The following is a 16,051-nucleotide window of genomic DNA, read 5'->3' as shown; positions in this document are numbered from 1 at the left end:
ACAGTGGTGGGGAGCGGGCACGCTCGCCCGCCCGCACACCGCACGACCGTCGTTCGTCCGTCCGTCCGCGTTCTTCCGTCCCGTCCCGTCAGGACCGCAGGGGGTGTACAGGCTCGTGGCAAGTCCGGAAACAGGCGTCCTGGTGGCGCGTGCCCGCGCCCTCGCGGTGCTCCGCGTCCGCGGTGCGGCGCTGGCGGTGGCCCTGCTGCCGGCCGCGGCCGCCGTGGTGCTCCTCGTGGGCGGCGCCACCGGCCGGCTCGGCACCGAGGGCGGCTGGGCGGTCGCCCGCTGGGCGGTCGGCGGGCTCACCGTGCTCAGCCTCGTGCTGGCCGCCCTGGTCTCCGCCGTCGTCGCCCGCGCCCGCCCCGCGCTCAGCCCCTCCGTGCCGATCGCCGAGGACGCCGCCCCGGACCTCTACCGCCTGGTCCGCGATCTGGCCGACCGCCTCGACGTCCCGGCCCCCTCGGCGATAGCGCTCACCCCGGACTGCGACAGCTGGCTGGAGGACCGCACGCACCGCGCCCACGGCCCGCCGCGGGCCGGCCGCCGGGCTCCCGAGGCCCCGGTCCTGGTCATCGGTTCGCCGTTCCTGTGGTGGATGCGGGTCGCCGAGCTGCGCGCCCTGCTCGCCCCCGTCGTCGCCGGCACCGGCCCGTCCGCGCACCCGGACATAGCGGCCGCCCGCCGCTTCATCCGCGGGCTGGACGCGGCCGCCGGGGTCGCCGCCCGCGCCCGGGGCCCGCTGCGCACCCTCCCGCTCCGCTTCGTCGGCCGGGTCGCCCGGCTGCTGCTGCGCGCCGCCCGCGAGCACGCCACGCTCATGGAGCGCGGGGTCGCCGCCGCCGCCTCCGAGCGGGCCCAGGGTGTCGACTACGGCCTGCGGATCGTCGCCCAGGAGCAGGTCGGCCTGGCGTACGCGGGATGGGACCGGCTGCTGACCAGGGTCGCGCTGCCCGCCTGGCGGCTGGGCCGCTGGCCCTCCCGGCTGGATGCCGGCGTGGTCTCCGCGCTCACCGAGCTCTCCCGCCGGGACCGCCTCGCCGAGGGGTTCGCCTCCCGCCTCGGCGAGCGGCCCGCCTGCGACCTCCTGGAGGAGCCCGGCACCATCGACCGCGCCGCCTCCCTGCTGGCCGCCCGGCTCTTCCACGGCGGCCCGGCCGAGCCCGGCCCGGACTGGTCGCCGGTCGGCTGGCAGCAGTACCCACAGGAGATCGTGGACCGGAAGTGGCGCCTGGAGGCCGCCCGGCTGCACCGCGTCCTCGACGCCCTCCCGCCGACCGCCGCCGACCTCGCCCCGGAGGCCCCGGACGCGTCCCGTGCGCCGGACCGCCCCGCCGATGCCCCCGGTGCCGCCCCGGCCGCCGCCTCCGCACCGCCCCTCAGCTACGCCGGCGCCCGTGTCCGTACACCCGCCGCCCACCACCCCGCGGGCCTTCCCCGGGCGCTCGACGCCGCCCCGGGCGCTCCGCTCCGTTCGCGCGCCGACGACCCCGAGGCGCAGGCCGGCTCCCCGCTCGCCGACGAGCCACCCGTCTCCCCCGCCCCGGCCGTCGCCCCGACCCTGGCCCGGGTCATCGACCGGCTGGCCCGCGACACCGACGCCGGCGATCTGCTCGCCGCCCGGCTCGGCGCCGAGGTCGCCCGCGAGGAGCGCGAGGCGGCCGCCCGCCAGGCCGCCCGGGACAGCGCGACGAAGCCCGCTGGCAGCGGCACCGGCGGCACCGACATCGCCTGGGGCGACGGCCTGGCCGACGGCGGCCTCCCGCTCTTCCCCCTGCAACCGCCCCGCACGGCCCGCGAACTCCTCGCCGACCACGTCACGGCGATGGTCTGCTGCGCCGCGGTGGACACCGCCGGTGCCGCCCCCGGCCTGGACTGGCTCGACGGCCCGGCCCTCCTCGTGGACGGCGCCCGCCGCGCCGACCTGGGCCGCCCCGTCCTCAGCCTGGTCGACGACGGCGACGCCGAACCGCTCCGCGGCTGGCTGCACCGTGTCGGCGTCCGCCCGGAGAAGCCGGTCCGGCTGGCCTGAGCCCGGCGCCCGGCGACCGCCGGGCCGGCTGAATGTTCCCTTCCAGTTCGCGCTTCGGGGCAAGGGCACCTAAATTCACGACGAAGGGTGACGAAGTGAGTGCGTAATGTGATGTGCTGGGGGATGGGTAAGGCCCGATCGGCCGCGGCCATGGGGGACGCGGGAGGGGAGTGGAAGGTGGCGACGGAACAGATCAGGCGCTGGGAATCGGGCGCCCTCGCCCACGCGGTCACGGATCCGTTCGGACAGGGCCCGCTGCCCTGGCTGCGCGGCAGCGAGACCTACTTCGACTCCGGCCGGATCATCCCCTGGTACGTCGATCCCGCGATCGCCCACGGCGACCTGCGGCTGCCCGCGCCCCGCAAGCACAACGGCCCGCGCACCGCCGACGACGTCCACCGCCAGATCAAGGGCTTCGCCGTCCCCGGCGCGGTGGCCCCCGGCGAGGCCATCGACTTCCGGGTCTCGGTCGACCCGCCGCAGCCCTTCAGCATCGACGTCTACCGCATCGGCCACTACGCCGGCGCCGGCGCCGCCAAGATCACCACCAGCCCGCGCCTCGCCGGCATCGTCCAACCGGCCCCGCTGCTCGTCGACCGCACCGTCTCCTGCCACCACTGGTGGCTGTCCTGGCGCCTCCAGGTCCCCACGTACTGGCAACTCGGCGCCTACGTGGCCGTCCTGACCACCGCCGACGGCCGGTACCGCTCCCACATCCCCTTCACGGTCCGCGACGGCCAGCCCGCCGACCTCCTGCTGCTGCTCCCCGACATCACCTGGCAGGCGTACAACCTCTACCCCGAGGACGGCCGCACCGGCGCCAGCCTCTACCACGCCTGGGACGAGAAGGGCGCCCTCCTCGGCGAACGGGACGCCGCCACCACCGTCTCCTTCGACCGCCCCTACGCCGGCGCCGGCCTCCCCCTCCACGTCGGCCACGCCTACGACTTCATCCGCTGGGCCGAGCGCTACGGCTACGACCTCGCCTACGCCGACGCCCGCGACCTGCACGCCGGCCGGGTGGACGCCACCCGCTACCGCGGCCTGGTCTTCCCCGGCCACGACGAGTACTGGTCGGTGCCCATGCGCCGCACGGTCGAGGCCGCCCGGGACAGCGGCACCTCCCTGGTCTTCCTCTCCGCCAACACCCTGTACTGGCAGGTGGAGCTCTCCCCGTCGCCGGCCGGCCCCGACTCCCTGCTCACCTGCCGCAAACGCCAGGGACCCGGCCGTCCGGCCCTCTGGCGCGAACTCGGCAATCCCGAGCAGCGGCTGATGGGCATCCAGTACGCCGGCCGGGTCCCCGAGCCCGCCCCCCTGGTCGTGCGCAACGCCGACCACTGGCTCTGGGAGGCCACCGGCGCCCACGAGGGCGACGAACTCCCCGGCCTGGTCGCCGGCGAGGCCGACCGCTATTTCCCGCGCACCAGCCTCCCCGCGCACACCCGCCGCATCCTGCTCTCCCACTCCCCGTACCGCGACGGCGAGGGCGCCCGCCGCCACCAGGAGACGTCCCTGTACCGCGCGCCCAGCGGCGCCCTGGTCTTCTCCTCCGGCACCTTCGCCTGGTCGCCCGCCCTGGACCGCCCCGGCCACATCGACCAACGCGTCCAGCGCGCCACGGCCAACCTCCTCGACCGGATCTGCAAACGCGACTAGGGCCTGTCGTCGAACTCCCGCCCGGGGCTCGCGCTACCGCGCCGCGTACTCCCCCAACTCCCGTGCCAGCGCCACCGTCAGCGCCCGGAAGATCCGCACCTCCGGATGGGGATCCCCGGCCCGCGTCGCCAGCACGCTCTGCGCGCTCGGCGCGTCCAGCACCGGCACGAACACCGTCCCCGGCCAGGGGTAGTACCGGGCGAAGGACTTCAGCCCGGAGCCCGCCCCGCGCCCCGCCGCCACGCTCGTCAGCACATCGTGCGGGGTCAGCGCACAGTCCGGCGCCCGCCGCTCCCCCTCCTGGAAGTAGAGGTAGTCGACGAACGGCCGCGGGGTGCGCGCCGGCAGCCGCAGGAACGGCAGGTCGATGATGTCCGCGGTCCGCACCCCCTCCCGCGCCGCGTCCGCCAGCGGCGACCGCGCGGAGACCGCCACGATCCGCTGCTCGGTCGTCAGGACGTCCACCTCGATGCCCTCGGCCCGCACCAGGGGCCGGACGAACGCCACGTCCACCCGGTCCTCGCGCAGCGCGCTGCAGTGCTCGGTGAAGTTCAGCTGCACCAGCGACACCGGCACGTCCGGCCGGGCCCGGCGGAAGGCGTTCACCGCGGCCGGGGTCACCTCCGCCGACCCGTGGCTCATCACCCCGACCCGCAGCCCGTGTCCCGGCGACGGCCGGCCCCGGACGGCCTCGGCCACGTCCGCCGCCGCGGCGTTCGCGGCGGCCAGCAGCGTCCGGGCGTGCGACACCAGGCGCTGTCCGGCGACGGTCGGCACCACCGGGCCCCGGCCGCGGTCCAGCAGCCGTGTCCCGAACTCCCGCTCCAGTTGCTGCACGTGCTGGGTGACGGCGGCCGGCGACAGGAACAACCGGGCCGCGGCCCGCCCGAAGTGCTGCTCCTCGACCACCGCCAGGAAGGAAGACAGTCGACGCAGATCCATACCGGCCACGATAGGACGGGGGCGAAGCCCCCTTCTCGGGCCGTTCACATTTCCTGAACGCGGGCCGCGCGCCCGCCCGCCCGCGCCGTACAACGTCCCCATGTCCGTGTCACACACCCCGACGGCCCGGGTCGGCGAAGCGGTCGCCACCGCGGCCCCCGCCCCCCGCTACTGGCTCCGCGCCGGCTGGCTGATGACCGCCTCCGGGTGGAGCGCCAACCAGTACTCCTCCCTGCTCGGCGCCTACCGCGCCCACCTCGGTCTGACCGCCGCCACCACCACCGCCCTCTTCGCCGTCTACGTCCTCGGCCTGATCCCCGCCCTCCTCGTGGGCGGCCCGCTCGCCGACCGCCACGGCCGCCGGCGGGTCGCCCGCACCGCCCTGGGACTGTCGGCCCTGGCGACCTGCCTGCTGATGGCCGGCCCGGCCGTCCCCGCGCTGCTGTGGCCCGGCCGCTTCCTGACCGGCGTCGGCGCGGGCACCCTGCTCACCGCCGGCAGCGTCTGGATCAAGGAGCTCTCCACCCCGCCGTACGGCACGGCCCCCAGCCCCGGTGCCGCGGCCCGCCGCTCGGGCCTCTTCCTCTCCGCGGGCTTCGCCACGGGCGGCCTGGCCGCCTCCCTGATCGCCCAGTGGGCCCCGCTCCCGATGGTCCTGGCCTACGTCCCGCACCTGGTGCTGTCCGCCGCCGCGGCGCTGAGCGCCGCCCGCGCCCCCGAGACCGCCCCGCCCCGGGGCCCGCACACGGCGGTCGCCGAGCCCGCCGTCCCCGCCCACCGCACCCCCTTCCGCCGCCTGGTCGTCCCGGTGGCCCCCTGGGTCTTCGCCGCCCCCTCCATAGCCTTCGCCGTCCTCCCCGCCCTCGTCGACGGTCGCCTGCACGGCTGGCAGACCGTCTACGCCGGGATCATCACCGCCGTCACCCCCGGCGCCGGCCTCCTCGTCGCCCCGCTCGCCCGCCGGCTGAGTGCCCGGCACAGGCTCGCCACCGCCGGCACCGGCCTGCTCGTCACCGCCGTCGGCCTGCTGATCGGCGCCCTGGCGGTGGCCCACGCGCAGCCGGTGGTGGCCCTGTTCGCCGCCGCCCTGCTCGGCGCCGGCTACGGCCTGTGCGTGGCGTACGGCCTGACCGAGGTCGCCGCCCTGGCGTCCCCGCACCACCTGGCCCGCCTCACCGCGCGCTTCTGGGCCCTGTGCTACCTGGGCTTCCTCGCCCCGTACGGGGTGACCCTGCTCACCGGCGCGCTCGCCCCGTCGACGATCCTCACCAGCGTCGCGGCCCTGGCCCTGGTCTCCCTCGCCGTGCTCCTCCGCCCCGGAGCCCGGTCCTCCGCTTGACCGTCCCAAGGTGTGTGCACGGCCCCCCGACGGCGACCCTGCGGCAGAGCCGCCCCGGTGCATACGGGAGAATCACCAGGACTCCTGGATCAACCTACGCGGAGGCAGCGTGTCCGGATTCGTAGAAAAGCCCGAGCCCGTGCAGGTCCCGGGGCTCACCCACCTGCATACCGGCAAGGTGCGCGACCTCTACCAGAACGCCGCCGGCGACCTGGTCATGGTCGCCAGCGACCGCATGTCCGCCTACGACTGGGTGCTCCCCACCGAGATCCCCGACAAGGGCCGGGTGCTGACCCAGCTGTCCCTGTGGTGGTTCGACCAGCTCTCCGACCTGGTCCCGCACCACGTCCTGTCCACCGAGGTCCCCGAGGGCGCGCCCGCCGACTGGGCCGGCCGCACCCTCGTCTGCCACTCCCTCGCCATGGTCCCGGTGGAGTGCGTCGCCCGCGGCTACCTCACCGGCTCCGGCCTCGCCGAGTACCGGCAGTCCCGCACGGTCTGCGGACTGGCGCTCCCCGAGGGCCTGACCGACGGCTCCGAACTCCCCGCCCCGATCTTCACCCCGGCCACCAAGGCCGCGGTCGGCGACCACGACGAGAACGTCTCCTACGAGGAGGCCGCCCGCCAGGTCGGCGCCGAGACCGCCGCCCAGCTCCGCCAGCTGACCCTCGCGGTCTACGGCCGGGCCCGCGACATCGCCCGCGAGCGCGGCCTGATCCTCGCCGACACCAAGTTCGAGTTCGGCTTCCACGGGGAGCGGCTCACCCTGGCCGACGAGGTCCTCACCCCCGACTCCTCGCGCTTCTGGCCCGCCGACCAGTGGCAGCCGGGCCGCCCCCAGCCCTCCTTCGACAAGCAGTTCGTCCGCGACTGGCTGACCTCGCCCGCCGCCGACTGGGACCGCACCGGCGAGCAGCCCCCGCCGCCCCTCCCGCAGGAGATCGTCGACCGCACCCGCGCCAAGTACCTGGAGGCGTACGAACGCCTCACCGGCCAATCCTGGGTCTAGGTCGCACCCGATCCGACACCCCGGGCCGGTGCCGCCCGCCGGCACCGGCCCATGAAAAAGGCCCCGGTCTCAAGGACCGGGGCCTTTTCTCTGAGCGGACGACGAGGCTCGAACTCGCGACCTCAACCTTGGCAAGGTTGCGCTCTACCAACTGAGCTACGTCCGCATGCTCCGTGCCTGGCTTCCGTTCCGGTCGCCGCCGCGCGGTGCGAGCCCTACTATAGCCAACTTCCCGCGCGCCGTTGCGCGCCTTTGCGTTCCGGCCCCCGCCGCCGCTGCCCGGGCCCGCACCCGTCCGGCGCTCCGCCCCCGCCGCACCCCGCGCCCCGGCCCCGCCGCGCGCCGCGCAACTCCCGGTCGGCACCTCATCGTTCGGCCGGCGCGTCGCGCCCCCGCCCGACCTTCCGTCCCCGGGGTCCGCGCCCGCCCCCGGCCCCGGCGCCCACCCCGGCAATGTGTCGACCGCCACATGCCGTGCCACCGCCCGTCCGACCGCGCGCGCCGCCCACCCCGCGATTTCCCGGGGAAAGTTCCGAGGGCACCTGTGGGCGATCGCCGGCCGGTGCCGTTCGTGATCCCCGGAGCCGTCCGGCTTTTCGGTGGGAAAACGACAAAGGCCCCGATCTCAAGGACCGGGGCCTTTTCTCTGAGCGGACGACGAGGCTCGAACTCGCGACCTCAACCTTGGCAAGGTTGCGCTCTACCAACTGAGCTACGTCCGCAGGCATCCACTCGGCTTTCACCCAGTGGCGCGACAGCTACTCTACCTGATCCTTTGGACCGGTCGAACTGTCAGAGCGGGTGACAGGGATTGCACACTGCGCCTCCCCCTTGGAAAGGGGGCGCTCTACTACTGAGCTACACCCGCGTGACTCCTCGGGACCCGGCCTTTCGGCCTCGCCCCTCGGCGTGCTCCAGACTCTAGCTGATCAGTAGGGGTGCTGTGCAAGTCGGCGGTGCGCGGACCCGCGGACGGTGCGAAGTCGGTTAGTGGTTGGCCGCGTTGAAGGCTTCGTAGACCTTCTTGGGGATGCGGCCGCGCGGCGGGACGTCCATCTGGTGGGAGCGGGCCCAGGCGCGCACCGCGGCCGGGTCCGGGGTCACCGCGGTCCGGTGGAAGGTCTTGCCGGACTTGGCCCGCTTGCGGCCGGCCTCCACGTACGGAGCGAGGGCGCCGCGCAGTTTCTTCGCATTGGCGGGATTGAGGTCGATCTCGTACGACTTCCCGTCCAAACCGAAGATGACCGTCTCTGCGGCTTCTCCTCCGTCGATGTCATCGGAGAGCGTTACTACTACGCGCTGCGCCACGGATATCGGTCCTTTCGTGGAGCAACCCCTTGTTGACATGGGGTGATGCTCCGGATCCGGCTGATTGGGATCAATGCTTTTTCATTTGTACAGCGATGGGCATTGCATTGTGAAGCCCATTTAATTTCGTCAGCGTGTCCCGTCGCAATCCGGCCCCCCGTTCTTTTCGGAGATTTTTCCTTGCGGGCACTCCCGGCGATACCGGCTCGTGATCAGGTGCACCGTATATCTATGCGCGTAGATTTTCGAACGCGGTACTGTGAGGTCACCGCCTTACGCACCACACCACCGGGAGTGCCAGTGGCACGCGTCGTAGTCGACGTCATGCTCAAGCCGGAGATCCTCGACCCGCAGGGGCAGGCGGTGCAGCGCGCACTGCCACGCCTGGGCTTCGAGGGGATCGCCGACGTCCGTCAGGGCAAGCGTTTCGAACTTGAGGTGGAGGGTCCGGTCGACGACGCCGCCCTCGCCCGCATCCATGAAATGGCCGAGACCTTCCTCGCCAACACCGTCATCGAGGACTTCACCGTCCGGGTCGACGAAGCCGTACGGGCCGAGTCATGACCGCTCGGGTCGGAGTCATCACCTTTCCCGGCACGCTCGACGACCGCGACACCCAGCGCGCGGTCCGGGCGGCCGGAGTCGAGGCGGTGCCGCTGTGGCACCGCGACAAGGACCTCCACCAGGTCGACGCCGTGGTCCTGCCCGGCGGCTTCTCGTACGGTGACTACCTGCGTGCCGGCGCGATCTCCCGGTTCTCGCCGGTGATGGGGACCGTGATCGAACAGGCCCGGGCGGGGATGCCGGTCCTGGGCATCTGCAACGGCTTCCAGGTCCTCACCGAGACCCACCTGTTGCCCGGCGCGATGCTGCGCAACAACCACCTGCATTTCATCTGCCGCGACCAGAAGCTGCGGGTGGAGAACGCCACGACCGCCTGGACCAGCGACTACGCGCAGGGCCAGGAGATCAGCATTCCGCTGAAGAACATCGACGGCCGTTATGTCGCCGACGAGCGGACGCTGGACATGCTGGAGGCCGAGGGCCGGGTGGCCTTCCGCTACCTCACCGACGGCCCGACCGCCGACGGGTACGGAAACCCCAACGGTTCGCTCCGCGACATCGCCGGCATCACCAATGAGGCGGGCAATGTCGTCGGCCTGATGCCGCACCCCGAGCACGCCGTCGAGCCGCTCATCGGCACCGGCCGCACCGACGGCCTCGGGTTCTTCACCTCGATCCTGAAGAAGCTGGTCAACGCATGAGCCTCGACACCGTCAAGCACGCAGCCGAGACCCCGGAAACCGACCAGCCCTGGGCCGAACTCGGCCTCAAGCAGGACGAGTACGCGCGGATCCGGGAGATCCTCGGTCGGCGTCCGACCGGCGCCGAGCTGGCCATGTACTCGGTGATGTGGTCCGAGCACTGCTCCTACAAGAGCAGCAAGGTCCACCTGAAGCAGTTCGGCGAGAAGGCCCCCGAGAACGACGCGCTGCTCGTCGGCATCGGGGAGAACGCCGGCGTCGTGGACGTCGGCCAGGGCTATGCGGTCACCTTCAAGGTCGAGTCGCACAACCACCCGTCGTACATCGAGCCCTACCAGGGCGCGGCCACCGGCGTCGGCGGCATCGTCCGCGACATCCTGGCGATGGGCGCCCGCCCGGTCGCCGTGATGGACCCGCTGCGGTTCGGCGCCGCCGACCACCCCGACACCAAGCGCGTCCTGCCGGGCGTGGTCGCGGGCATCGGCGGCTACGGCAACTGCCTGGGCCTGCCCAACATCGGCGGCGAGGTCGTCTTCGACCCCTGCTACCAGGGCAACCCGCTGGTCAACGCCCTCTGCGTGGGCGTGATGAAGCACGAGGACATCCACCTGGCGAAGGCGTCCGGCGCCGGCAACAAGGTCATCCTCTACGGCGCCCGGACCGGCGGCGACGGCATCGGCGGCGTCTCGGTGCTGGCCTCCGAGACCTTCGACGACGCCAAGCCCACCAAGCGGCCCGCCGTCCAGGTCGGCGACCCGTTCCAGGAGAAGCTGCTCATCGAGTGCACCCTGGAGATCTTCCGGGAGAAGCTGGTCGCCGGCATCCAGGACCTCGGCGGCGCCGGGCTGTCCTGCGCCACCAGCGAGCTGGCCAGCGCCGGCTCCGGCGGCATGCGGGTCGAGCTGGACACCGTTCCGCTGCGCGACTCCTCGCTCTCGCCCGAGGAGATCCTCATGAGCGAGTCGCAGGAGCGGATGTGCGCGATCGTCGAGCCGGACAAGGTCGACCGCTTCCTGGAGATCTGCGAGAAGTGGGACGTCATCGCCACCGTCATCGGTGAGGTGACGGACGGCTCGCGGCTGGAGATCTTCTGGCACGGCGAGCAGATCGTGGACGTCCCGCCGCGCTCGGTCGCCCACGAGGGCCCGACCTACCACCGGCCGTACGCCCGCCCGGAGTGGCAGGACGCCCTCCAGGCCGACGACGCCGCCGCGCTGCCGCGCCCGGCGGACGCCGCGGAACTCCGCGCCCAGGTGCTCCAGTTGGTCGGCTCGCCCAACCAGGCGTCCAAGGCGTGGATCACCGACCAGTACGACCGCTTCGTCCAGGGCAACACCGTGCTGGCGCAGCCCGAGGACTCGGGCATGATCCGGATCGACGAGGAGACCAACCTCGGCGTCGCGGTCGCCACCGACGGCAACGGCCGGTACGCCAAGCTCGACCCGTACGCCGGCGCGCAGCTGGCGCTGGCCGAGGCGTACCGCAATGTCGCCGCCTCCGGCGCCCGGCCGCTGGCGATCTCCGACTGCCTGAACTTCGGCTCGCCCGAGGACCCGGCGGTGATGTGGCAGTTCGCCGAGGCCACCCGCGGTCTCGCGGACGGCTGCCAGGTGCTGGGCACGCCGGTCACCGGCGGCAACGTCTCGCTGTACAACCAGACCGGTGACGTGGCGATCCACCCGACCCCGGTGGTCGCGGTGCTCGGTGTCATCGACGACGTCACCCGCCGCACGCCGGTCGGCTTCGCGGAGGAGGGCCAGCTGCTCTACCTCCTCGGCGACACCCGTGAGGAGCTGGGCGGTTCGGCCTGGTCGCAGGTGGTGCACGAGCACCTCGGCGGGCTGCCGCCGAAGGTCGATCTGGAGCGTGAGCGGCTGCTCGCCGAGATCCTCATCTCGGCTTCCCGCGACGGCATGATCGACGCGGCGCACGACCTCTCCGACGGCGGCCTGGTCCAGGCGCTGGTGGAGTCGTGCCTGCGCGGCGGCAAGGGCGCCCGGGTGGTCGTCCCCGACGCGGTGGACCCGTTCGTCTTCCTCTTCTCCGAGTCGGCGGGCCGGGCGATCGTCTCGGTGCCGCGCAGCGAGGAGCTCCGCTTCACCGACATGTGCGGTGCGCGGGGGCTGCCGGCCACCCGGATCGGTGTCGTCGACGGCGACGAGCTCGCCCTCCAGGAGCAGTTCAGCATCCCGCTGGCCGAGCTGCGGGCGGCCCATGAGGCGACCGTCCCGGGGCTGATCGCCTAGCGCCGTGCCAACGGGGCCGGACGCGCGCCCCGTTGTGTCCGTGCCGGAGCGGCCCGCCAGGAGTGCCTGGCGGGCCGCTCCGCCGTTTCGGTCGACGCCCGGCCGCCCGGGCCGGCGCGCGGAATTCCGGGCCGGCTGTCGGTGGTGCCGCCTACGCTGGGTGTATGTCTCCTGCTGCCCGCGCACCGCGTGCCCGCCGGTACGACCCGGCCAAGACCCGTGCCGCCGTCACCGCCCAGTGCGCCCACGTCCGCCGGGTCGTCGGGGCCCTGACGCCCGAGCAGTTGGTGCTGCCGACCCGGCTCGGCGACTGGACGGTGCGGGAGCTGGTTGCGCATCTGTCCATAGCGGTCGGCAGTGTGGCCCGCGCCCTGCGGCTGCCGGCCCCGGCCGCGGCGGAGCTCACCCTCCAGGACTGGCCGTCCATGACCGCGCGGTTCGCCGCCGGCGCCGCCGAGTCCATCCGCGAACTCGCGGCCGGGAGCGACCCGGTGGAGCTGCTGGAGCGCGCCGCCGAGGAGTACGCCGCGACGGTGCCGTCCGCGCCGGACGACCGGGTCATCGCCTGTCGGCCCGCCGCGATGCTGCTCGGCGACCAACTCGTCACCCGCTGCCTCGAACTCGTCGTGCACACCGACGACCTGGCCGACGCCCTCGGCCAGGAGATCCCCTTCGACCGGCATGCCCTGGCCACCACCACCCGGCTGTTGGCCGACGCGCTGGCCGCCCAGGCGCCCGGCGGATCGGTCGAGGTCAGGGTGCCGCCGTTCGCCGTGGTGCAGTGTGTCGAGGGCCCCCGGCACACCCGCGGCACCCCGCCCAACGTCGTCGAGACCGACCCGCTGACCTGGATACGGCTGGCCACCGGCCGGCTGGCCTGGGCCGCCGCGGTGGACGCGGCGACGGTCAGCGCCAGCGGCGAACGGGCCGATCTCGGCGACCTGCTGCCCGTCATGGGCTGATCCGGGCGCCGAGCGGGCAGGACCGACGGAAGGGATCGGTGCGACGCTCCGGACAGGTCGTTTTGGCCGTGATGCCGGACATCGGCGCCCGGGGACGGCGGGAGAACGGGCGGGCGGCGGAACGTCGCGCATCTCACACCGGCAGGACATCCGACATTACGGGCGTAAGCTGCCAAAGCGCCTGACGAGTCCCTGGCGAGTCCCTGTCGGAAGACCGGGCGGAAACGCGAAAGCGCAGCTCAGAGGCTGCGGCACGGCATCAGGCGCGGCCCGCGGCCATCACGCTCACCCGCGGTGACGGATCGCGCCGGCCATCCGGCCGAGGTCGGCATGGCGGCGCCGCACGAGGCGCGGCGCGAGGCGGGGCACCCGGTGACACACCAGGCGCGCCAAGGGCTGCGGGGTCCGCACGGGCGGAAAACCTCGCCGGACGGCCGTGGGCACGTCAAGCGGGTTTAACGCCCCATTCATGCACTCCTCCAGCTCGGCGGCCATCCCCGGTTCGGATGAATCAGCGACCTGCCCTAGACTCTGGAGCGTGCCACGTGGTGACGGACGACTCAACCACGACCTGCTCCCCGGTGAGAAGGGCCCCCAGGATGCCTGCGGCGTCTTCGGTGTCTGGGCCCCGGGAGAAGAGGTCGCCAAACTCACCTACTTCGGGCTGTACGCGCTGCAGCACCGTGGACAGGAGTCCGCGGGCATCGCGGTGAGCAACGGCTCCCAGATCCTCGTTTTCAAGGACATGGGCCTGGTTTCCCAGGTCTTCGACGAAACTTCCCTTGGCTCCCTCCGGGGCCACATCGCCGTGGGCCACGCCCGTTACTCCACCACCGGTGCCTCGGTGTGGGAGAACGCGCAGCCGACCTTCCGCGCCACCGCGCACGGATCGATCGCGCTCGGCCACAACGGCAACCTGGTCAACACCGCCGAGCTGGCCCAGATGGTCGCCGCGCTGCCCCGCGAGGGCGGCCGGGCCACCCAGGTCGCGGCCACCAACGACACCGACCTCGTCACGGCGCTGCTGGCCGGACAGGTCGACGAGGACGGCAAACCGCTGACCGTCGAGGAGGCCGCGCCGCGCGTCCTGCCGAAGGTCAAGGGCGCCTTCTCGCTGTGCTTCATGGACGAGCACACCCTCTACGCCGCCCGTGACCCGCAGGGCATCCGCCCGCTGGTCCTCGGCCGCCTGGAGCGTGGCTGGGTGGTGGCCTCCGAGACCGCCGCCCTGGACATCTGCGGTGCCAGCTTCATCCGGGAGATCGAGCCCGGCGAGATGATCGCCGTCGACGAGAACGGCCTGCGCAGCTCGCGCTTCGCCGAGGCCCGCCCCAAGGGCTGCGTCTTCGAGTACGTCTACCTCGCCCGCCCGGACACCGACATCGCCGGCCGCAACGTCTACCTCTCCCGGGTCGAGATGGGCCGCAAGCTGGCCGCCGAGGCGCCCGCCGACGCGGACCTGGTGATAGCGACCCCGGAGTCCGGCACCCCGGCCGCCGTCGGGTACGCCGAGGCCAGCGGCATCCCCTACGGCTCGGGCCTGGTCAAGAACTCCTACGTCGGCCGGACCTTCATCCAGCCCTCGCAGACCATCCGCCAGCTGGGCATCCGCCTCAAGCTCAACCCGCTCAAGGAAGTCATCCGCGGCAAGCGCCTGGTGGTCGTCGACGACTCGATCGTCCGCGGCAACACCCAGCGCGCCCTGGTCCGGATGCTGCGCGAGGCCGGCGCCGCCGAGGTCCACATCCGGATCTCGTCCCCGCCGATCAAGTGGCCGTGCTTCTTCGGCATCGACTTCGCCACCCGCGCGGAGCTGATCGCCAACGGGCTGAGCGTCGAGGAGATCGGCAAGTCGCTGGGCGCCGATTCGCTGGCGTACATCTCCATCGACGGCATGATCGAGGCGACCACGATCGACAAGCCGAAGCTGTGCCGTGCCTGCTTCGACGGCGAGTACCCGATGGAGCTGCCGGACCCGGAGCTGCTGGGGAAGCACCTTCTGGAGTCCGAGACCAAGGCCCCGGCCGCGTCCGACGTGGACGGCGTCCGGACGCTCACTGCGGGGGTCGGCGGCGCTGACGCACTGCGTCGCCCGTAGAGCTCGTACCCACCCAAACGAAAGTTCTCAGCCATGTCCGCTGAATCAACCGGTGCCAGCTACGCGAGCGCGGGTGTCGACATCGAAGCCGGCGACCGCGCCGTGGACCTCATGAAGAAGTGGGTGGCCAAGGCCACCCGCCCCGAGGTCGTCGGCGGTCTCGGCGGCTTCGCCGGTCTCTTCGACGCCTCCGCGCTCAAGCGCTACGAGCGTCCGCTGCTGGCCTCGGCCACCGACGGCGTCGGCACCAAGGTCGACATCGCCCGCAAGATGGGCGTCTACGACACCATCGGCCACGACCTGGTCGCCATGGTCGTCGACGACCTGGTCGTCTGCGGCGCCGAGCCGCTGTTCATGACCGACTACATCTGCGTGGGCAAGGTCTACCCGGAGCGGGTCGCGGCGATCGTCAAGGGCATCGCGGAGGGCTGTGTGCTGGCCGGCTGCGCGCTGGTCGGCGGCGAGACCGCCGAGCACCCGGGCCTGCTGGGCGAGGACGAGTTCGACGTCGCCGGCGCCGGCACCGGTGTGGTCGAGGCCGACCGGGTGCTGGGCGCGGATCGTATCCGTAAGGGCGACGTGGTGATCTCGATGGCGTCCTCCGGACTTCACTCGAACGGGTACTCCCTGGTCCGCCACGTCCTCTTCGACCGGGCCGGGCTGTCCCTGGACCAGGAGGTCCCCGAGCTCGGCCGCACCCTCGGCGAGGAGCTGCTGGAGCCCACCAAGATCTACTCGCTGGACTGTCTGGCCCTCACCCGCACCAGCGAGGTGCACGCCTTCTCGCACATCACCGGCGGCGGCCTGGCCAACAACCTGGCCCGGGTGGTCCCGGACGGCCTGCACGCCACCGTCGACCGCGCCACGTGGGCGCCGGGCGCCATCTTCGACCTGGTCGGCACCGCCGGCTCGGTGGAGCGCCTGGAGCTGGAGAAGACCCTGAACATGGGCGTCGGCATGATGGCCGTCGTCCCGCCGGAGTCGGTGGACGTGGCCCTGACCACCCTCACCGACCGCGGCGTGGACGCCTGGGTCAGCGGCGAGATCGTCGAGCGGGGCGATCACGCGGAGGCAGTGACCCTCACCGGTGACTACGCGAGCTGACACCGCCGCCGCGCGGGGGCACCGGCCCGGTGGCCCCGCGCGCAGCAGAGAACCCGGTCCGGGGGATTCCCTGGACCGGGTTCTTGA

Annotated in this window: 12 protein-coding genes and 3 tRNA genes; 10 read left to right on the top strand and 5 right to left on the bottom strand. The window is 73.0% G+C overall.

The genetic code is table 11. The annotated features are described in order from the left end of the window. Window positions 1-115 precede the first annotated feature (115 nt). Together JNO44_RS21350 and JNO44_RS21345 are read left to right on the top strand one after the other, a co-directional pair. Window positions 116-2,032: a hypothetical protein gene (locus JNO44_RS21350; RefSeq protein WP_240167603.1), complete on the top strand. Its 1,917-nt coding sequence runs from the start codon at window positions 116-118 to the stop codon at window positions 2,030-2,032. Window positions 2,033-2,209: 177 nt separating this feature from the next. Continuing rightward, window positions 2,210-3,691, top strand: a complete 1,482-nt coding sequence (locus JNO44_RS21345) for a N,N-dimethylformamidase beta subunit family domain-containing protein (protein ID WP_205365691.1) — start codon at window positions 2,210-2,212, stop codon at window positions 3,689-3,691. A 33-nt stretch (window positions 3,692-3,724) separates the two neighbouring features. On the opposite strand, the gene JNO44_RS21340 is transcribed toward JNO44_RS21345, so the two are convergent. After that, on the bottom strand, window positions 3,725-4,633 hold the full coding sequence (locus JNO44_RS21340) for a LysR family transcriptional regulator (RefSeq protein WP_205365690.1): 909 nt from the start codon (window positions 4,631-4,633) through the stop codon (window positions 3,725-3,727). 100 nt (window positions 4,634-4,733) lie between these two features. On the opposite strand from JNO44_RS21340, the gene JNO44_RS21335 reads away from it, so the two are divergent. Both JNO44_RS21335 and JNO44_RS21330 read left to right on the top strand, forming a co-directional pair. Further along, window positions 4,734-5,972 carry an MFS transporter gene (locus JNO44_RS21335; RefSeq protein WP_205365689.1) on the top strand — a complete coding sequence of 413 codons (1,239 nt, stop codon included), beginning with the start codon at window positions 4,734-4,736 and terminating at the stop codon, window positions 5,970-5,972. Window positions 5,973-6,081: 109 nt separating this feature from the next. After that, entirely contained in the window at window positions 6,082-6,981 is a 900-nt protein-coding gene (locus JNO44_RS21330) for a phosphoribosylaminoimidazolesuccinocarboxamide synthase (protein WP_205365688.1), read from the top strand. Window positions 6,982-7,074: 93 nt separating this feature from the next. Here JNO44_RS21330 and JNO44_RS21325 read toward each other — a convergent pair. The 4 genes from JNO44_RS21325 to JNO44_RS21310 form a co-directional block, all read right to left on the bottom strand. Next, window positions 7,075-7,147, bottom strand: a tRNA-Gly gene (locus JNO44_RS21325). Window positions 7,148-7,630: 483 nt separating this feature from the next. Beyond that, a tRNA-Gly gene (locus tag JNO44_RS21320) sits at window positions 7,631-7,703 on the bottom strand. A 74-nt stretch (window positions 7,704-7,777) separates the two neighbouring features. After that, window positions 7,778-7,849 (bottom strand) — tRNA-Gly (locus JNO44_RS21315). Window positions 7,850-7,968: 119 nt separating this feature from the next. Further along, entirely contained in the window at window positions 7,969-8,289 is a 321-nt protein-coding gene (locus JNO44_RS21310) for a histone-like nucleoid-structuring protein Lsr2 (protein ID WP_039635016.1), read from the bottom strand. Between the two features lie 300 nt (window positions 8,290-8,589). On the opposite strand from JNO44_RS21310, the gene purS reads away from it, so the two are divergent. The 6 genes from purS to purM all read left to right on the top strand — a co-directional run bounded on the left by purS (window position 8,590) and on the right by purM (window position 15,964). Further along, window positions 8,590-8,853: a phosphoribosylformylglycinamidine synthase subunit PurS gene (gene purS, locus JNO44_RS21305; protein WP_016573038.1), complete on the top strand. Its 264-nt coding sequence runs from the start codon at window positions 8,590-8,592 to the stop codon at window positions 8,851-8,853. After that, window positions 8,850-9,554 (top strand): phosphoribosylformylglycinamidine synthase subunit PurQ, encoded by a 705-nt coding sequence (gene purQ / locus JNO44_RS21300; protein WP_205365687.1) that lies wholly within the window; start codon window positions 8,850-8,852, stop codon window positions 9,552-9,554. The genes purS and purQ overlap by 4 nt, the downstream gene beginning before the upstream one ends. Then, window positions 9,551-11,800, top strand: coding sequence for a phosphoribosylformylglycinamidine synthase subunit PurL (gene purL, locus JNO44_RS21295; protein WP_205365686.1), 2,250 nt, complete (start codon window positions 9,551-9,553; stop codon window positions 11,798-11,800). The genes purQ and purL overlap by 4 nt, the downstream gene beginning before the upstream one ends. Before the next feature lie 164 nt (window positions 11,801-11,964). After that, on the top strand, window positions 11,965-12,762 hold the full coding sequence (locus tag JNO44_RS21290; protein ID WP_205365685.1) for a maleylpyruvate isomerase family mycothiol-dependent enzyme: 798 nt from the start codon (window positions 11,965-11,967) through the stop codon (window positions 12,760-12,762). Between the two features lie 538 nt (window positions 12,763-13,300). Continuing rightward, window positions 13,301-14,860, top strand: a complete 1,560-nt coding sequence (gene purF / locus JNO44_RS21285) for an amidophosphoribosyltransferase (RefSeq protein ID WP_205365684.1) — start codon at window positions 13,301-13,303, stop codon at window positions 14,858-14,860. A gap of 33 nt (window positions 14,861-14,893) precedes the next feature. Further along, window positions 14,894-15,964 carry a phosphoribosylformylglycinamidine cyclo-ligase gene (purM, locus tag JNO44_RS21280; RefSeq protein ID WP_205365683.1) on the top strand — a complete coding sequence of 357 codons (1,071 nt, stop codon included), beginning with the start codon at window positions 14,894-14,896 and terminating at the stop codon, window positions 15,962-15,964. Window positions 15,965-16,051 lie beyond the last annotated feature (87 nt).

The sequence above is a fragment of the Streptomyces noursei genome (assembly GCF_016917755.1).
Taxonomy (GTDB): Bacteria; Actinomycetota; Actinomycetes; order Streptomycetales; family Streptomycetaceae; genus Streptomyces; species Streptomyces yunnanensis.
This window is presented reverse-complemented; position numbering and strand designations above follow the sequence as displayed.